Origin of the sequence: Rhodoferax ferrireducens, assembly GCF_003347515.1 — a bacterium.
In the GTDB taxonomy this organism is placed as follows: domain Bacteria; phylum Pseudomonadota; class Gammaproteobacteria; order Burkholderiales; family Burkholderiaceae_C; genus Rhodoferax.
In genome coordinates this window covers 270,350-288,529 of sequence record NZ_QEII01000324.1, presented here as the reverse complement: position 1 = coordinate 288,529, position 18,180 = coordinate 270,350, and the positions used below count along the sequence as shown (strand labels likewise).

Below are 18,180 nucleotides of genomic sequence, written 5' to 3'. Positions count from 1 at the left end.
CCCGGTTCAGACCCCAGCCAGCGACCTCAGCCCCGTCGGGTCCACCAGATTCAAAATCCGCCCCGAGCCGCTGATCAGGCTGCGTTCACGCAAGTGGCGCAGGACGCGGGACAGCGTCTCGGGCGCAATGCCAAGTTGCGCTGCAATCGAGCGTTTGCGCTGCAGCAGCAGCACGGCCATCACCCCTTTGTCACCGGTCTGGGCGTGCCGCAGCAGCCACTCGGCACAGCGAGCCTCGGCATCCTTGGCCAAGCGACTAACGGCCAACTCGGTTTGCTGGCGATGCGCCATCGCCACATCGTGCAACACGATTTGGGCGGGCATGGGCATGTCGGACAACGAGCGCCGAAACTCGGCCACGGGCACGCGACGCAGACAGACTTCGGTTTCGGCTACGGCATCCACAGCATTGGGCAGGTTCAATACGGCAGACGTCGCCTCCAGCCAGCAAGGGCCTTCAACTACGCCCAGCTGATGCTCCATGGCATCACCATCCATCACGCCCAAGGCGACACGGCCTGACTCCACGTAACAAACCCATGGCATCGAGACCGCACGCCTGAGTAAAGACTCACCCCGGGGAGCGATTTGGCGTTCTGCAGCAGGATTTAAAGTTTGGACGGAGAGCATGGGCCAGACTGTGCCGCGCTTGCCCGGCTTGAGCCTTGAGCGAAATCAAACAACCCTGCGGAAAAGCTTACAAAACCAGCACAGCGCGGAAATCGTTCACATTGGTGAAGGTTGGCCCGGTCGTAACCAGATCGCCCAAACCCGCGAAGTAGGCGTAGGCATCGTTGCGATCAAGATAAGCGTCGATTTTCATCCCGGCGGCCAGCGCTCGGCTGAGCGTGGTGGGCTCGACCCAGGCGCCGGCGTTGTCCTCCATACCATCGATACCGTCGGTGTCCGCCGCCAGCGCATACACATGGGCCTGCCCCTGAAGCGCCTGGGCCAGCCCCAGACAAAATTCCCCGGCCCGCCCGCCACGCCCGCGCGGCGCACCGGGCGATTGGGGGCGCACGGTCACCGTCGTTTCGCCACCGCTGAGAATGACACAAGGCCGTTGAAACGGTTGTCCTTTACCGGCCACGGCACGCGCCAGCGCGGCGTGCACCTTGCCCACCTCGCGCGACTCACCTTCCATCTCGTCGCTCAGGATGTAGGCGGCCAAGCCGGCCTGGCGGGCGTCGGCGGCGGCCGCATCGAGCGACTGCTGGGGCGTGGCGATCAGGTGAACGTGCGCGTCCGCAAAGGCGGGGTCACCCGGCTTGGGGGTTTCCAGGGCGCCACTTTTGAGTGAATCGGCCACTGGCGCTGGTAAATCAATGTTGTATCGCTTCAAAATTGATAGCGCATCGGCACAGGTGGTGACATCCACCACGGTCGGCCCGCTGGCGATGATGGAGGGGTCGTCGCCCGGCACATCGCTGATGGTCAGCGTCACCACCTGCGCCGGTGCGCAGGCCTGGGCCAGGCGCCCGCCCTTGATGCGCGAGAGGTGTTTGCGCACGCAATTCATCTCGGCAATATTGGCGCCGCTGTTGAGCAGAGCCTTGTTGATGCGCTGCTTGTCTTCCAGGGTCAAACCGTCCGCAGGCAAGGTCAGCAGGGCCGAGCCACCGCCCGAGATCAGGCAGATCACCAGGTCGTCCGGCGTCAAGCCTTCAGTCAATGCCAAGATGCGCTCGGCAGCGGCCAGGCCGGCGGCATCGGGCACCGGGTGGGCGGCCTCCACCACTTCGATGCGTTGCTTCAGGCCCGGCGGGCGCGGTGGAATGTGGTGGTAGCGCGTGACCACCAGACCAGCCAAGGGCGCGTCGTCGGGCCAAAAGGCCTCTACTGCCTGGGCCATGGCACCCGCCGCCTTGCCGGCCCCCAACACCAGGGTGCGCCCCTTGGGCGGTTCGGGCAGGTAGGCGGCGGTATTGTGCAGCGGCAATGCGCGCTGCACGGCAACCGCAAAAAGATGCTCGAGAAACTCGCGCGGCTGGGTCGCGGGGTTGATGACGGGGACGGTAAGAGAAGGAAATTGGGATGTCATGAAGGCCTCTGCGCCAATTATGTAATACCGGCCCTCACCCTCGGCGCGACCGCCCCGGCGCGCGGTTGGCGCCGAGGCTCGGGTGCTTATTCGATGCTCACCTTGGCGTCTTTCACCAACTTGGCAAAGCGCTCGGTGTCGTCCTTGATCTGCTTGGCCATCTGCTCGGGCGTGTTGCCAATCGGCTCAGCACCGATGTCGTCCATCTTCTTCTTGAACTCCGGCGAGTTGATGATCTTCACGATTTCGGTGTTCAGCCGACTCACGATGTCGCGCGGCGTGGCGGCGGGCGCCAGCACGCCAAACCAGGTGCCGAGGTTGAAGCCCTTGAGGCCGGATTCATCCAGCGTGGGCACGTCGGGCAAGGCCTTCGAGCGCGTGGCGGTGGTCACGGCCAGCGCGCGCAATTTGCCGGCCTTGATTTGCGGCAGCACCGGCGTGATGGTGTCAAACGACATGCTGATCTGACCGCCCAGCAAATCGGTGGTCAGCGGGCCACTGCCCTTGTAAGGCACATGCAGCAACTGCACGCCGCCCATGCCTTCGAACTGCGCGCCAATCAGGTGCTGGCCGGTGCCGTTGCCGTTGGAGCCGTAGGTGAGCTTGCCCGGATCGGCCTTGGCCAGCGCCAGCAATTCCTTCACATGTTTTGCCGGCACATTCGGATTGACCACCAGCACGTTGGGCACCAGCGCCACGGTGGTTATGGGCGCCAAGTCCTTCTGGAAGTCATAAGCCAGCTTTTTATACACGCTGGTGGCAATGGTGTGGTGCACCGCGCCCATCAGCAAGGTGTAGCCATCGGGCTTGGCCTTGGCCACGTAGTCGGCACCCAGCGTGGCGCCCGCACCGGGCCGACTTTCGACGATCACGGGCTGGCCCAGGCTCTTGGACAGTTCCTGGCCGACGGCACGGGCCAGCACATCGGTGGTGCCGCCGGCCGGGAATGGCACGACCAGGCTGATCGGGCGGGACGGCCAGGCTTGCGCCATGGCGCTGCCGCCGGCCAGGCCCAAGGTCAGGGCTGCGGCTTGCAGCAGGGTCGAAAATTTCAGTTTGAATTGATGCATGTTTGTCTCCTCGGATTGGTTTTGTAGTGGATGAAACTCAGGCGGCCTTCTTCGAGGCCTCGATGCCGCGGATGCGCTCGCGGACCGCCTGCGTCACCTGGGCTGTCGTGGCGCGGCCGCCCAGGTCACGCGTGTGCAGCGACGGATCAGCGGTCACTTGTTCGATGACGTTCATCAGCGTGCCTGCGGCTTCCAGTTCGCCTAGATGCTCCAACAACATCACGCAACTCCAGAACGTGCCCACAGGATTGGCCAGACCCTTGCCCATGATGTCGAAAGCCGAACCATGGATTGGCTCAAACATGCTGGGGTAGCGGCGCTCGGGGTCGATGTTGCCGGTGGGCGCAATGCCCAGACTACCCGCCAGCGCAGCGGCCAGGTCACTCAGGATGTCGGCGTGCAGGTTGGTGGCGACCAAGGTGTCCAGCGTCGCGGGGCGATTCACCATGCGGGCGGTGGCGGCGTCCACCAGCTCCTTGTCCCACGTCACATCGGGAAACTCTTTGCTAATTTGCAACGCGATTTCATCCCACATCACCATGGCGTGGCGCTGGGCGTTGGACTTGGTCACGACCGTCAGCAGCTTGCGCGGGCGGGATTGCGCTAAACGGAAGGCGTAACGCATGATGCGCTCGACGCCGGCGCGCGTCATCACCGATAGATCGGTGGCCACTTCGATCGGATGCCCCTGATGGGCGCGGCCGCCGACGCCGGCGTATTCGCCCTCGGAGTTTTCACGCACGATGACCCAGTCCAGATCCTGCGGTTTGCAGCGCTTGAGCGGCGCGTCGATACCGGGCAGGATGCGTGTCGGGCGCACATTGGCGTATTGGTCAAAGCCCTGGCAGATTTTGAGGCGCAGGCCCCAGAGCGTGATGTGGTCAGGAATGTCCGGGTCGCCGGCCGAGCCGAACAGAATCGCATCCTTGTGGCGCAATGCGTCCAGGCCATCCTGCGGCATCATTTCGCCGTGCGCGCGGAACCAGTCGCCACCCCAACCAAAGTTCTCGAACTCAAACTTGAAGGTGCTGCTGGCTGCCGCCAGTGCTTCCAGCACGGCCTGGCCAGCGGGTATCACTTCTTTGCCAATGCCGTCGCCTGGGATGCAGGCAATTTTGTAGGTCTTCATGGGAGTTTCCTGAAAGGGTTGCAATGGAGATGGACTCTACCCATTGCTTCACTCAACGGACGGCCGTAAAGTAAAACCATTGTTAACTATGATTCAACAATGACCACACCCACCTCCGCCCCTTCCGAGATGGCTTTCTTCAGCCTGCTGGTACGCGCCGGCAGCCTCTCCAGCGCAGCGCGCGAACTCGATATCACGACCCCGGCGGTCAGCAAACGCCTGGCCCAACTGGAGGCGCGGTTGGGCGTGCCCTTGCTGCACCGCACGACACGCCGCATCGGCCTCACGCCCGAGGGGGAGATCTACCTGGCGCACGCGCGCCGCATTCTGGCCGACATCGACGACATGGAGCAGTTGGTGTCCAATTCTCTGACGGCGCCCAAGGGTCTGCTGCGCGTCAACGCGACTTTGGGCTTTGGCCGCAGCAACATTGCGCCGCTGATCTCAGACTTCGTCCAACGTTATCCCGACGTGCAGGTGCAGTTGCAACTCACGGTGAATCCACCGCCCCTGAGCGAGGATGCCTTTGATGTCTGTATTCGCTTTGGCGAGCCGCCCGACGCGCGCGTGATCGCGCGGCGTATTGCGGCCAACCGGCGCCTGATCTGCGCGGCACCCGCCTATCTGGCCCGGCATGGCACGCCGCAGGTGCCCAATGATCTGGTCCGGCACAACTGCATCGGCATCCGTCAGGGTGACGAGGCTTATGGCGTCTGGCGCCTGAGCTCGGGCAAACGCACCGAAACCGTCAAGGTGCGCGGCAACCTGAACACCAACGATGGCGAGATTGCCGTGAACTGGGCGCTGGCGGGCCATGGCGTGCTGATGCGGGCGGAATGGGATATTGCCAAATACCTGGACAGCGGGCGCCTGCGCCTGGTGCTGCAAGACTGGCAAACCCCACCCGCCGACATTCATGCGGTCTACCCGCAGCGCCTGCAGACAGCGGCGCGGGTGCGCGCATTTGTGGATTTTGTGTTGCAGGCGTTTGCGGGTGTAACACCCAAGCCTTGAACAGCGTACCAGCGCAGAATGGCCCGGAACACGGTCATACTGGAGGTCTTAACTTTTTAAGGGACTTTTTCATGACGTCATTTGCATTCACTGTTCGTGCGCTGTCCGCCATGGCCATCCTGGCCGCTGTCAGCTGGAGCGTGCCAGCCTTTGCACAGGCCGCCGCCCCGGCCAATTCCGCGGCAAGCGCACCGGGTCCCGTCGAGCGGGCTGAAAATGCCACCAAGAAGGCCGTCAAAGCCACCAAGAAAGCTGGCGGCAAGGCCGTGACAGCCACCAAGAAAGGCGCCAAAAAAGCGTCTGATGCCATCACCAGAACCGGCAAGAAAATCGAAAAAAAGATTCCTCGTACAAAGGCGTACGAGAAGAAACAGGCAGATCAGGCCGCGCCAGCAACTGACGCCAAATAGAAAAATCCTGTTATTTCGTCGACTTGAAAAAGCCCGCTTATGCGGGCTTTTTCATGCGCAGGCCACCCCGCCAGAAACGCGGGCGAGAAAGCGACCTCAAGCTATATCTTGGTGCATGGCGACGGACTGACGCTCGTTTATGTACGCCACAAGTGCGGCAGGCGGCATGGGGCGACCCAGCAGAAAGCCCTGCAGGATGTGACAACCGCAAGTGCGCAAAAACTCGGCTTGAGCCTCCGTTTCAACGCCCTCTGCCACGACTTTCAGGTTCAGGGCACGCGACATCTGGATTACCGCCGTAACAATCGCCGCATTCTCGCTGCCCATGGGAAGGTCGCGCACAAAACTCTGATCGATCTTGATTTCATTGACCCGGAAACGTTTGAGATAGCCTAGCGAGGAATAGCCCGTACCGAAATCGTCGATTGAAATGGAAAGGCCTGCGGCGTGGAAGGCATCGAGCACAACCGATCCGCCTTCTTCCATCAGTGCGCTTTCCGTCAACTCAAATTCAAACCGGTTGACAGGCTCACCAAAGCGGTCAAGTGTTGCGCAAAAGCGCTCGACCACGCTGCTACCGCGCAACAACTGGCGGGGCGAAACGTTGACCGAAACCTTGGGCAACTCGACACCGCTGGCGCGCAAGGTCGCCAGATCCCGGCATACCTGGTTCAGTACCCAGTCGCCAAGCTCGGTGATCAGTCCGGTCTGCTCGGCCACCGGTATGAACTCGCCAGGCGATGTCTGTCGTCCATCCTCACGCTGCCAGCGTACCAAGGCTTCAACTCCTACCAATTGCCGCGTTTGGGCGCAGAGCTGTGGCTGATAGGCCATCCACAGACCGCGTCCACCTTCCTGCAGAGCCTGGCGCAGGCCGGCTTCAAGCGCCAGGTCGCTGCGCACCCGGGCATCGATGGCCTCGGAGAAAAAATGGAAACTGTTCTTGCCATGGGTCTTGGCCACATACATGGCCATGTCGGCGCGTCGCAGCAACACCGCGGGATCGTTGTCATCGGCCGGCAACAAAAGCACACCCATGCTCAGGCCGACATGGCTTGAGGTCGGTTGGGTCGGAAACGGCATGGCGATGCTCTCGATCATCAAGCCCGCCACCCTGGCCGCGTTCTCTGCATCCCCGATGCCGAAGAGAATGGCCGCGAACTCATCTCCACCAAGGCGAGCCACCACATCGCCCGAACGCAGCGCCGCGGTCATGCGTTCACCAATCATTTTGAGCACCTGGTCACCCGCTGCATGCCCCAATGCGTCATTCACCTTCTTGAAATCATCAACGTCGATGAACAGCAACGCCGCCCCCACGCGCTCGCGCGCAACGCGCGCCACGGCCAAACGTAACTCGCGTTCAAACAAACGCCGGTTGGGCAGGCCGGTTACCGGGTCGTAGAAAGCCAGTTGTTCCAGCTTCTCCTCCGCCCGCACCATGCGGCGGCGCAATCCACTGGTCAGGCGATAGGCCAGCGTCAAGGCCACGGTCGCAATCCCCAACACGCCAAGTGCGTATTCGAGCATGCGCCAGTACAGCGAGGAAAAGCTCACATGAAGCAACAAGGTTCCAACCTTGGCGTCCTCGACGTGAATGTCCTGCCGCAAGACCCCGCCGAATATCCCGTAGGCCGTCGAATTCGGCACCTCAATAAGCTTCTGCGCATCCTGATCGCCAGCGGACATCAGACTCGAGGGGAAGTTCCATCGTCCATCAGAAGCCGAAGCCAGCTGATTGCCATCCGCCCGATACAAGGCCCCACCCGTGATCCGCGGACTCAGGCGCACGGTGCCAATGATTTCCTGCGCCGCTTTTGTGTCATTGAAAACCAGCGCCGCCGTGCTGTTGGCACCAATAATCGCCGCCTCGGTATGCAACACTTCAACCATCAAGGAGCGACTGACCACGTACTGATGCACCATCAGCAGAATGAACGCGATCAGCAAAGCCAGGCCGGTCGACAGCAGGCTCAAGCGATTGGAACGCCCGATACGCTCTTTCTGGGTGTTCGCGTTCATTTTTTCACTCTACCACTTGTCGCGCCAGACGAAGTACTTTGGAGCTGACCGACAGGCCGGCGTGGCGTATCGAACGCAGGTCGATATCGAAGGCAACACGACCCGCGTCGATCTCCAGATTGAGCATCACGCCGCGTTGCAGATACCCCGGTGAATCGCCTACCAGCAGGATGCCGCTGGCTCGCAAGTTGGGGACCACGAGTGGCAAACTTGCGGCATCCAAGGGCGACACGTAGAGGGCATGGCATCCGCTGATCGTGGCGGCCTCCACACGGACCACGTGAAGCGGCTTGCCTTTGAACACTTTGCCATCGAGCTGCGAAAGCGCGGCGGCCACCGGCCCCGCATCCAGATAGCACACGGTCAACCGGTTTGGCGCCTGCGCTCCTTGGGCTGGCCAGTCCACAAATAGCAGCATGTTGGCGAGAATGGCTGCCTTCAGTTCCGGCTCGGGCGCCTGTCGCTGGGCCAGCGCCAACGGGGCTATCACCAGCAAGCCCAGCGCAAAAAACTTTCGCCACGTGGCGAAAGCTGACATCAGCACGGGCGCGCCTTCACAGCGAGAGGGTCCAGCGCAGTCGGAGTTGCCGCCCGTCCTGGATCAACGCATCCTGCGCAAATGCCGACGACGTGGGGTCAGAATACCGACGGTTGCCGAGGTTATAGAGCCCCAGGGTGAACTCACCCATGCCGGCCAGGCGCGCCGAAGTCAGGGCCAGATTGAGCACGCCAAAGCCGGGCACGCGAGCCGTCAGCGATCGCCGGTCGGACATGCCTTGCCATTCTCCCGCAGCCGACCAGCCAGCCGTCAGTGGCAGGCCAAATATTAGTTTGCCGAGCAGATGTGGCGAGTTTCCAAGTTCGCTGCCATCAGCCATGCGTGACCGCTGCCTGGAAATGCTACCGCGCAGCCGGTAGCCGTTCGTCCAGCGTTTTTCGGCATTGAGTTCGATACCTCTCGCCTGCACCTCGGACTGATTGCTGAATACAGACAGGCCATCGGCCGGATCAAGCACTTGATCGATCATGTCGCGCATCTTATTGCTATACACGCTGACGCCGAAACGCCCCCCTTGGCCCAGGCGAAAATCAGCGGCCAGTTCGGTGCTGCGGATACGTTCCGGCAGCAGGGCAGGATTCGCTTTTTGCAACACTCCGCCATCGTCGTAAAAGCGCTCATAAGCATTCGGTGCCCGATACGCACTGCCGGCCATGGCCTTCAGCGTCAGGTCTTGGGTCGGCTGATAGATCAGGGCGGCACGCGGCGAAGCGATCGCCGAAAAATCACTGTGCTTGTCGTAGCGCCAACCAAGATTCAACAACCACTGCGCCGACAAGCGCCATTCGTCCTGCAGAAAAACACCGTAGGTCTGCGAAGGCCGATGGCTGTCAAGATAAGTGGTGGCGGGGGACAGGTCAAAATTTCGCTGTGCCAGTTGCGTATTCCACTGCGTCTCAATGCCGAGCACCAGCTTGTGCGCCGGCAGCGTGGTCACGGTCAAGCGGTAATCGCTGCCCACCCAGTTGGCGCGGCCCTGGTCGCGGTTGTCGAGCGAACCGGCATAGCGGTAGTCGCCGTCGTAGCGATAAGCGCCGCTGAAGAGCCGAAACTGCTGCTGCCAGTCATTGGCCAGCAGGCTGTCATAAGCCAGCTCGATGAGCGCATGCTGATCGAGCGTGCGCGTGCCGGGCTCGCCAAAGGCGGTCTGAAACGGTGCGTTCGGCAGATTCTTGTCGCGCGAACTCAGGTTGGCGGTGAGGCGCCAGTTCCCCAAGCGTAGCTTGCCGTAGGCTTTCTGGTATTGCTCGCCATCGAGGCCACGCGCCCAGCCGTCGTGGGTGCCGTCGTCGAACTCGCCGAAATAGAGATCACGGCCACGCGCGTCATAGGCGGCAAGGCCGACAAACCAATCGTGCTCGCTGTCAACGCGCTGACCGGCAACCAGACCGAGACGGCGACTGCGCCCGCTACCCGCGTCAACACTCAAGCGCGTGCCATTGACGTCGCCCCCATCGAGCATCACGGCATTGGCAATGCCGAACAGCGCATTGGCGCCATAGACTGCCGACGCCGGTCCGGACACAAACTCCAGCCGCTTGACCCAATCGATCTCAATCGGCGACTCGTTGCCGATGTGCGCCTGATCGTAAAGTGGATCATTACGCCGCGCGCCATCGGTCAGCAAGAGTATTCGGGAGTTGTAATCACCAGGACGATTGAAGCCACGCACCCCGAGATAACTGTAGTTGCGATCGTTGCTGACATAGACGCCAGGCATGCTGGACAGCGCCTCCGCAAGATTGCGGTAACTCTGCCGACGCAACTCCTCCTGGTCTATCACGGTCACCGACGCTGGCGAATCCGCCAGCGGCTGGGCATAGCGCGAGGCGCTCTGCACCTCGACCCGGAGCAGATCGTCGAGCGACATCTGCACCAGTTCGCTGGCATCAACCAGCGGTACGCCCGCTCTGGCCGACGCACTGAAACACAGCATGATCAGCGCGCACGAACACTTGATCCGCAAATGAACCCAAGACAAGCGCCCAGGCACTTCTCGTGAAGCCATGGCGCTGCGCCGCATCTTGGACTACTCGCCCAGATAAGCGGCGCGCACCTTGGGGTCGTTAAGCATTTCCTTGGCGTCGCCCGACATCGTGACGATGCCCGACTCCATCACGTAGCCCCGGTCGGCAATCGCCAATGCGCGACTGGCGTTTTGCTCCACCAGCAGCACCGTCACGCCCTGCGCGTAGACATCGCGCACCACTTCGAAGATCTTGTCGACCATGATGGGCGACAGGCCCATCGAGGGCTCGTCCAGCAGCAGCACCTTGGGCCGGCTCATCAGGGCACGGCCCATGGCCAGCATTTGCTGCTCGCCGCCCGACATGGTGCCGGCCAGCTGGTCGCGGCGCTCCTTGAGGCGCGGGAAGATGGTGAACACCTTGTCGATGTCGGCCAGGATGTCGGCCTTGTCGTCACGGATGTAGGCGCCCATCTGCAGGTTCTCGACAATCGTCATGCGCGTGAACACGCCGCGCCCTTCCGGCACCATGGCCAGGCCCTGTTTTACCAGGTCCCACGGGCCCTGGCCGCGGATGCTTTTGCCCAGGTACTCGATGTCGCCGTCCTTGATCGGCAGGGAGCCGGTGATGGCCTTCATGGTGGTGGTTTTGCCGGCCCCGTTGGAGCCGATCAGCGAGACCAGTTCGCCTTCGTGCACTTCAAAGTCAACGCCCTTGACGGCCTGGATGCCGCCGTACGCGACTTTGAGACCGGTCACTTTGAGAAGAATGTTTGTCATCGTTATTTCCTTGCGGGACACAAGCCCGCCACACCAGGTGTGGCAAGCCCTGTCCTCAACTGTTTAGTGACCGCTGGTGCCCAGATAGGCTTCGATTACTTTTTCGTTTTTCTGCACATCGGCCGGCGTGCCTTCGGCGATCTGCTTGCCATAGTCGAGCACCGTGACGCGGTCGCACAGGCCCATCACCAGCTTGACATCGTGCTCGATGAGCAAAATGGTGCGGTTGTCATTGCGGATTTTGTCGATCAACTCACGCAACAAGACCTTTTCGGTGGCGTTCATGCCGGCGGCGGGCTCATCCAGTGCGATCAGCTGCGGATCGGTCGCCAGCGCGCGGGCAATTTCAAGACGGCGCTGGTCGCCATAGCTCAAGGTGCGGGCCTTGTAGTCGGCCAACCGCCCAATGCCCACATAGTCGAGCAGCTCATGCGCACGCTGGGCAATGGCGGCCTCTTCGGCCTTGAAACCGGGGGTGCGAAAAATCGCGCCCAACAAGCCAGATCGGGTGCGGATATGGCGCCCCACCATGACGTTCTCCAGCGCCGTCATCTCGGAAAACAGGCGAATGTTCTGGAAGGTGCGCGCAATGCCGGCTTTGGCCACTTCATGCACCGCCGTGGGCTGGTAGGTCTTGCCGGCCAGCGCGAAGCTGCCGCTGTCAGGCGTGTAGAGGCCGGTCAACACATTGAAGAACGTGGTTTTGCCGGCGCCATTGGGCCCGATCAGGCCATAGACCTGGCCACGCTTGATGTTGATGCCGACATCGCTCAGGGCCTGCAGGCCACCAAAACGCTTGGAAACGCCGGCGACGTTAAGTACTGTGTCTGTCATGTTCGTTCCAGCAGGGTTCAGGATTTGCCGTTCTGCAGCGATTTGCCGTGATCGGGTGAAGGCCACAGGCCGCGCGGGCGGATCAGCATGATGGTGATCATGGCCAGCGCAATCAGCAGCTGGCGCAGAATGGCCGAATCCAGCCGCCCGTCGGTCATGGCCTGCAAGGGGCCGGCCACGTAGCGCAACACCTCAGGCAGGGCCGACAACAGCACTGCGCCCAGAACGACGCCGGGCAAATGGCCAATGCCGCCCAGCACCACCATGGCCACAATCATCACCGACTCCATCAAACTGAAGGACTCGGGCGAAATGAAGCCCTGAAAGGAGGCGAACATGGCGCCCGACACGCCGCCAAAGGTGGCGCCCATGCCGAAGGCCAGCAGTTTCAGATTACGGGTGTTGATGCCCATGGCCTTGGCGGCAATTTCGTCTTCGCGGATCGCCATCCAGGCGCGACCGACCCGGGACAGCTGCAGCCGGTGCGAGATCAAAATGCTGAACAACACCAGGGCCAAAAACATGTAGTAATACAGTGACACCGAGGCCAACTCAAAGCCGAAAACGTCGATTCTTTTGCCCAGGTTCAGTCCGAAGAAGCTCAGGGAATCAATCTGGTTCAAGCCCTTGGGGCCGTTGGTGATGTTGACCGGGTGGTCCAGGTTGTTCAGGAACACGCGGATGATTTCACCAAAGCCTAGGGTGACGATGGCGAGGTAATCGCCACGCAAACGCAAGGTCGGAGCCCCCAGCAAGATGCCAAAGAAGCCGGCCAGGCCGGCGGCCGCCGGAATCACAATCCACAAGGGAGCATGCAAGCCGTCCGGGAACATGGCCGCAATGGCCGGAAATGTGTCGCTCAGATGCGGCGAGGCCAGCAGCCCATACATATAGGCGCCAATGGCAAAGAAGGCGACATAGCCCAGATCCAGCAGACCGGCATAGCCGACCACAATATTGAGCCCCAGGGCCAGCAGCACATAGAGCAGCGCCATGTCGGCGATGCGCACCCAGGCATTGCCAAAGCTCTGCAGAATCAGCGGCAGAACCAGCAGCGCTGCAGCGGTCACCAGAAAGAGAATGATTTTTTGTTGCTGTTTCATAACGTTCTCCTCAGGCACGATCTGCCACGCGCTCACCCAGCAGGCCCGAGGGGCGCAGCGTCAGCACGAAGATCAAGACAATGAATGCAAAAATATCGGAGTAGTGGCTGCCCAGCACGCCACCGGTCAGGGTGCCGATATAACCTGCGCCGAGCGACTCAATCAGGCCCAGCAGGATGCCGCCGACCACGGCGCCGCCGAGGTTGCCGATGCCGCCGAACACCGCGGCCGTAAAGGCCTTGAGTCCTGGCAGAAAGCCCATGGTGTGCTGCACCGTGCCATAGTTGGAGGCCCACATCACGCCGGCAATGGCCGCCAATATGGCGCCGATGATGAAGGTGGCCGAAATCACCACGTCGGGCTTGACGCCCATCAGCGCGGCCACGCGAGGGTTTTCGGCGGTGGCACGCATGGCGCGACCCAGCTTGGTGTAGTTCACCACATACATCAGCACCGCCAGCGACACGGCGGTCATGGCCAGGATCAGCACCTGGGTCGGCGTGATCACGGCGCCGCCGATCTCGATCGGTGTGCGCGCCAGCAAGGTGGGATAGGGCTTGTAGTTGGGCTTCCAGATGATCATGGCCAGCGTCTGCAGCAGGATCGACATGCCGATGGCGGTGATCAGCGGCGCCAGCTTGGGACTGTTGCGCAGCGGCCGATAAGCCACTTTTTCAATCACAAAGTTCAGCGTTGCCGATACCACACAGGCAATGAGCAAGGCAATCAGGAGAATCAGCCAGCCCGGCGTGCCCGGCATGGACTCCTGCATCAGACCGATGATGGTCCAGCTGGTCAAGGCTCCGACCATCAAGACCTCGCCGTGGGCAAAGTTGATCAGGCCGATGATGCCGTACACCATGGTGTAGCCCAGCGCTACCAGGGCATACATGCTGCCCAACACCAGACCATTGATGATCTGCTGTATGAAAGTATCCATAAACTTCTCCGATTTTTGGCCGGCGCTTGGAAATCAGCGATTTGATGACAAGCGGTGCGGCCTTGTGAGCTCTACCATTTCTGTAGCAATAAACCTGCCAGGGCAGCGCTCGGGGCGACACTGGCGGATGGGTGGACGAGATTGTAGCGACGGCACACCGGATGCTGGCCCGGCCTCGGACGGGGTTTACCCTTGCGCGCGGCCACTATCAGCAAGAGTTAACGGGCATCAGCCACCGTGATTGTTCAGCTTTTTAAGCGTGCGCAGCTTATCCGCAATCCTGATCTCAAGCCCACGCTCGACCGGACGGTAAAAACCGGGTGATGCCATGCCATCGGGCAGGTAGCGCTCCCCCGCCGCAAAGCCACCTGCTTCGTCGTGCGCGTAGCGATAGCCCTTGCCGTAGTCCAGCTCTTTCATCAACTTGGTGGGTGCGTTGCGCAAGTGCATCGGCACTGGGCGCGTGCCGTCTTGTTTGACGAAGGCTTTAGCTTCATTGAAGGCTTTGTAAATCGCATTCGATTTAGCCGCCACGGCCAGATACACCACGCACTCGGCCAGCGCCAGCTCGCCTTCAGGCGTGCCCAAGCGCTCGTAGACCTCGGACGCATCCAGCGCCAGGCGCAAGGCCCGTGGGTCCGCCAGCCCGATGTCTTCACTGGCCATGCGGATCAGGCGGCGCGCCAGATAGCGTGGGTCGGCACCGCCATCGAGCATGCGCACGAACCAATACAGGGCGGCATCGGGGTCGGAGCCGCGCACGGATTTGTGCAGCGCACTGATGGTGTCGTAAAACTGCTCGCCACCCTTGTCATAGCGACGCATGCGCTCGCCCAGTACCTTGAGCAGCCAGACGTCGGTGATCTCCGTCAGCTTTTCCTGCGTGGCGGCCACGGCCAGCGTTTCCAACGTATTCAGCAAGCGCCGGGCGTCACCATCCGCATAGGCGATCAAACGCTCAATCGCTATCTTTTCAATAGCTGGTACCGCACCAATGTCGCGGGCTCGGGCCACAATTCGTTCAAGATCCTCGGGCGCCAGCGGTTGCAGCACATACACCGCCGCGCGTGACAGCAAGGCGGAGTTGACTTCGAACGAGGGGTTCTCGGTGGTGGCGCCGATAAAAGTGAACAATCCGCTCTCGACATGCGGCAAAAAGGCGTCCTGCTGGCTTTTGTTGAAGCGGTGCACCTCGTCAACAAACACAATCGTGCGCCGGCCCTGCCCCAGCGCAATCTGCGCCTGTTCCACCGCCTCGCGAATATCCTTGACGCCGCCCAGCACCGCGCTGATGGTGATGAACTGCGCTTCAAACGCATGGGCCATCAGCCGCGCGATGGTGGTTTTGCCGGTGCCCGGTGGTCCCCACAGAATGCAGCTGTGCGGCTGGCCGGATTCGAACGCAATGCGCAGTGCCATGCCCTCGCCCAGCAGTTGCTGCTGGCCAATGACCTCACCCAGCGACTGGGGTCGCAGGCGCTCGGCCAGGGGCGGGTTCACGAGAGTCGGCGCCTGGGCGCGAGAAGATACAGTCATAAATAGTCAATCAACGAATTCGTCACGCCACGCCCAGCCCCCGCTGACTGGACTCATGTCTGTTGTAATCAGCCACTTCTGACATTGAATTTACCTTATCCGGGAAATTCATGAAAAGGGCCTCTCAAAATGAAAATTCGCACGCTACTCTTGCTTCTGGTCCTGGTCGCCATTGCCGCGTTCGCTGCGCTCAACTGGGGCGCGTTCATGGCAACGACAACCCTATCCCTGGGCGTTGCCGAAATTCAGGCGCCATTGGGATTGGTCATGCTGGGCATGATCATCTTTATGAGCGCGGTGTTTCTCGTGTTTTTGGTCTACTTGCAGGCCTCCATGCTTCTCGAAACTCGGCGTTACGCGCGTGAGTTGCAGGCCAATCGAGGGCTGGCGGACAAGGCGGAGGCATCGCGTTTCACCGAACTGCACGGCTTCCTGGACGGGGAGCTGAAGCGCCTGGCAACCCTGGATGCGGAATCGAGAGCGGTCGTGTTGACCCGGCTGGATGCCCTCGATCAGGGACTTCGCCTGGCGATGGAACAATCGGAAAACACGCTCAGCGCCTGCCTGGGTGAGCTGGAAGACCGACTCGAAAATGCGGGCTTCAGACCTGGCACCCAGCCGCCGACCTGACATCGCGCTGCGCCCGGGTGCGCAACCAGCATCGCGCCGGTGAGCGCCAACATCTGGGATTGCAAAAAAATGGCCGCCACCGGCCGCCCTTCCGATGGCGCTATGGTTAGCAATCCTTAAATTACATTCGTACAAATAATATTTGCACAAACGTAAACTTTAAATAAAATGGGGTGTGTCTTGGAATGGATGTGGAAAGCCGACACCCTTTGCCCCCGACATCCAGACCTGTAGTCTTAGCCACACCACCCACGCCTGCCTGATTGACCGCCTCACCGCTGCGTCAACAGGAACCAAATCGCTGGGGCCGTTAAACGGCTTCCCGCCAGCGCCCACCCAAACCCCGACGGGCCAGGACGACCTGCCCGACACGACCCACGGACAACCATGTTTCGCCAGCTCATTGCCAACAACAGCCCCCAGGACTGGGCCTTCGCCCTGCTCGCGGCCACCGCGTTCATGATCATGCTCCACACGCTGCGGCGCTTGGTCCTGCACCGCTTGGCGCGCGCTTCCAGGACCACGGATACGGTGGTCTACGGCTTCTTTGTCGATGTCCTGTCGGCCACGCGCATTCTGCTTGCGGCGGCCGTCGGCCTCTATGTCGCGACGCACTTCCTGACACTGCCCGCAGCCTTGGAGAAATTCGTTGACCGGGCCTTCATCGGCTTGCTCATTCTGCAGTCCGGTTTCTGGGCCAATCGTGGCCTCGTTTTCTGGTTGAACCATAAGTTCGCGCAGGGCGAGGATGTCGACGCCGGGGCCCGTGCGATGACCTTGTCGCTGCTGTCCTTTCTGGGGCGCGTGGCGCTGTGGGCGCTGGTCGCGCTGCTCATCCTCGACAACATGGGCCTGAACGTCACGGCGCTGGTCGCCAGCCTGGGCATCGGAGGCATTGCCGTCGCGCTCGCGGCGCAAAACATCCTCGGTGACCTGTTCGCCTCGCTGTCGATCGCCATCGACAAGCCCTTTGTCATTGGCGATTTCATCATCGTGGACGAGCACATGGGCAGCATCGAGCATGTGGGTCTCAAGACCACGCGCGTGCGCAGTCTGGGTGGCGAGCAGATCATCTTCTCCAACAACGACCTGCTCAAGAGCCGCATCCGCAATTACAAGCGCATGCAGGAGCGGCGCGCCGTTTTTGCCATAGGTGTCACTTACGACACCGCAGTGGAGCAACTCGAAAGCATTCCCGGCCTGATTCAGGAGGCGATCAAATCCCATGAAGGCACCCGTTTTGACCGCGCGCACTTCAAGGGTTTCGGCCCCTCCTCGCTCGACTTCGAGGCGGTCTATTACATGCTGCAGCCCGACTTCAACCTGTATATGGATGTCCAGCAGGCCATCAACCTGCAACTCGTGCGCGAGTTTGGCGCGCGTGGCATCCAATTCGCCTTTCCGACCCACACCCTGCACATTGCGAGTGGACTGCAACTGGCCGAACGTCCAGCGCCATCCGACAAGCCCGCAACCCGAATTGCGCCCGGTCGCGGCTCTACTGGCGAATCACGTCCGCTCCAGCCGGCGTCTTGAACTGGAAGGTATCGGCGGACAGGCGCGGGTTGACCTCGACCTTGCTGAAGCTCAGCAGCGAGCGCTGGCCAAAACTGTCAAGGATTTCCAGTGCCGCCAGCTCGGCGCTTTTCTCGCCCGCGCGAAATCCGACACGAACCGTCTGCAACTGACCTTCTTTGGATTTCGGCGTGGCAGCCACCCATTGCAAGCCGTCCTGATCAGGCGCATCGGCCAGCGTGAAGTCGGCCTGCAGGGCGCGCAGGTCGGGCGCGGCGGCGATCAGGGCAGCGGGCGTTGACCCCAGCACTTTCGACTGTTTGCTTGCCGTGACCTGGTTCAGGTCCGCGTCATACAGCCACAAAGTCTGGCCGTCAGCCACGATGCTTTGCTCAAACGGCTTCTTGTAGATGAACTTGAAACGACTGGGCCGGGAAAATTCGAAGGTGCCGTTCGAGGTTTTGACGCGAGGCGCCTGTCCGTCCTTGGCGGGCGCGGTGACCACCTGGGTGAAGTCGGCGCGGCCGGTCTTCACCGTCTTCACAAAGACTTCAAGGCTTTCCAAGCCTCCAGCCCCCGCCCATCCTGCGTAAGCAGCTACGCAAACAATAGCAATTCGTTTCATCATCAT

17 protein-coding genes are annotated in these 18,180 nt (G+C 61.3%); 4 read left to right on the top strand and 13 right to left on the bottom strand.

Translation table 11 applies throughout. The annotated features are described in order from the left end of the window. Positions 1-6: 6 nt before the first annotated feature. The 4 genes from C5P05_RS31885 to C5P05_RS31870 all read right to left on the bottom strand — a co-directional run bounded on the left by C5P05_RS31885 (position 7) and on the right by C5P05_RS31870 (position 4,240). Entirely contained in the window at positions 7-630 is a 624-nt protein-coding gene (locus C5P05_RS31885; RefSeq protein WP_114973882.1) for a Crp/Fnr family transcriptional regulator, read from the bottom strand. Between the two features lie 67 nt (positions 631-697). Then, positions 698-2,041, bottom strand: a complete 1,344-nt coding sequence (locus C5P05_RS31880; RefSeq protein WP_114973881.1) for a glycerate kinase type-2 family protein — start codon at positions 2,039-2,041, stop codon at positions 698-700. Positions 2,042-2,127: 86 nt separating this feature from the next. Beyond that, the gene (locus tag C5P05_RS31875) at positions 2,128-3,033 is read right to left on the bottom strand and encodes a tripartite tricarboxylate transporter substrate binding protein (protein WP_198674944.1); all 906 of its coding nucleotides are present in this window, start codon (positions 3,031-3,033) and stop codon (positions 2,128-2,130) included. 115 nt (positions 3,034-3,148) lie between these two features. Continuing rightward, positions 3,149-4,240 carry a tartrate dehydrogenase gene (locus C5P05_RS31870; RefSeq protein WP_114973879.1) on the bottom strand — a complete coding sequence of 364 codons (1,092 nt, stop codon included), beginning with the start codon at positions 4,238-4,240 and terminating at the stop codon, positions 3,149-3,151. 99 nt (positions 4,241-4,339) lie between these two features. Between C5P05_RS31870 and C5P05_RS31865 the strand changes: the two genes are divergently transcribed. Together C5P05_RS31865 and C5P05_RS31860 are read left to right on the top strand one after the other, a co-directional pair. Next, positions 4,340-5,254 (top strand): LysR family transcriptional regulator, encoded by a 915-nt coding sequence (locus tag C5P05_RS31865; protein ID WP_114973878.1) that lies wholly within the window; start codon positions 4,340-4,342, stop codon positions 5,252-5,254. Between the two features lie 110 nt (positions 5,255-5,364). Beyond that, positions 5,365-5,664, top strand: coding sequence for a hypothetical protein (locus tag C5P05_RS31860; RefSeq protein WP_157979502.1), 300 nt, complete (start codon positions 5,365-5,367; stop codon positions 5,662-5,664). A 96-nt stretch (positions 5,665-5,760) separates the two neighbouring features. On the opposite strand, the gene C5P05_RS31855 is transcribed toward C5P05_RS31860, so the two are convergent. From C5P05_RS31855 to C5P05_RS31820, 8 genes are all read right to left on the bottom strand, one after another. Next, complete coding sequence (locus C5P05_RS31855; protein WP_114973876.1) at positions 5,761-7,686, bottom strand: putative bifunctional diguanylate cyclase/phosphodiesterase; 1,926 nt, start codon at positions 7,684-7,686, stop codon at positions 5,761-5,763. A 4-nt stretch (positions 7,687-7,690) separates the two neighbouring features. Next, positions 7,691-8,224, bottom strand: a complete 534-nt coding sequence (locus tag C5P05_RS31850; protein ID WP_114973875.1) for a YfiR family protein — start codon at positions 8,222-8,224, stop codon at positions 7,691-7,693. A 16-nt stretch (positions 8,225-8,240) separates the two neighbouring features. Continuing rightward, positions 8,241-10,253, bottom strand: a complete 2,013-nt coding sequence (locus C5P05_RS31845) for a TonB-dependent receptor plug domain-containing protein (RefSeq protein ID WP_198674930.1) — start codon at positions 10,251-10,253, stop codon at positions 8,241-8,243. A 21-nt stretch (positions 10,254-10,274) separates the two neighbouring features. Further along, positions 10,275-10,991 (bottom strand): ABC transporter ATP-binding protein, encoded by a 717-nt coding sequence (locus C5P05_RS31840; protein ID WP_114973873.1) that lies wholly within the window; start codon positions 10,989-10,991, stop codon positions 10,275-10,277. A gap of 63 nt (positions 10,992-11,054) precedes the next feature. Continuing rightward, positions 11,055-11,825 (bottom strand): ABC transporter ATP-binding protein, encoded by a 771-nt coding sequence (locus C5P05_RS31835; protein ID WP_114973872.1) that lies wholly within the window; start codon positions 11,823-11,825, stop codon positions 11,055-11,057. A 17-nt stretch (positions 11,826-11,842) separates the two neighbouring features. Further along, complete coding sequence (locus C5P05_RS31830) at positions 11,843-12,928, bottom strand: ABC transporter permease subunit (protein ID WP_114973871.1); 1,086 nt, start codon at positions 12,926-12,928, stop codon at positions 11,843-11,845. Positions 12,929-12,938: 10 nt separating this feature from the next. Next, positions 12,939-13,868: a branched-chain amino acid ABC transporter permease gene (locus C5P05_RS31825; protein ID WP_114973870.1), complete on the bottom strand. Its 930-nt coding sequence runs from the start codon at positions 13,866-13,868 to the stop codon at positions 12,939-12,941. Between the two features lie 228 nt (positions 13,869-14,096). Further along, positions 14,097-15,404: a replication-associated recombination protein A gene (locus C5P05_RS31820; RefSeq protein ID WP_114973869.1), complete on the bottom strand. Its 1,308-nt coding sequence runs from the start codon at positions 15,402-15,404 to the stop codon at positions 14,097-14,099. A gap of 129 nt (positions 15,405-15,533) precedes the next feature. Between C5P05_RS31820 and C5P05_RS31815 the strand changes: the two genes are divergently transcribed. Together C5P05_RS31815 and C5P05_RS31810 are read left to right on the top strand one after the other, a co-directional pair. Then, positions 15,534-16,034 carry a LapA family protein gene (locus C5P05_RS31815; RefSeq protein ID WP_114973868.1) on the top strand — a complete coding sequence of 167 codons (501 nt, stop codon included), beginning with the start codon at positions 15,534-15,536 and terminating at the stop codon, positions 16,032-16,034. Positions 16,035-16,421: 387 nt separating this feature from the next. After that, complete coding sequence (locus C5P05_RS31810; RefSeq protein WP_114973867.1) at positions 16,422-17,570, top strand: mechanosensitive ion channel family protein; 1,149 nt, start codon at positions 16,422-16,424, stop codon at positions 17,568-17,570. Here C5P05_RS31810 and lolA read toward each other — a convergent pair. Beyond that, a complete protein-coding gene (gene lolA / locus C5P05_RS31805; RefSeq protein WP_114974188.1) occupies positions 17,533-18,174 on the bottom strand; it encodes an outer membrane lipoprotein chaperone LolA in 642 nt (213 codons plus the stop codon). The genes C5P05_RS31810 and lolA overlap by 38 nt on opposite strands. Positions 18,175-18,180 lie beyond the last annotated feature (6 nt).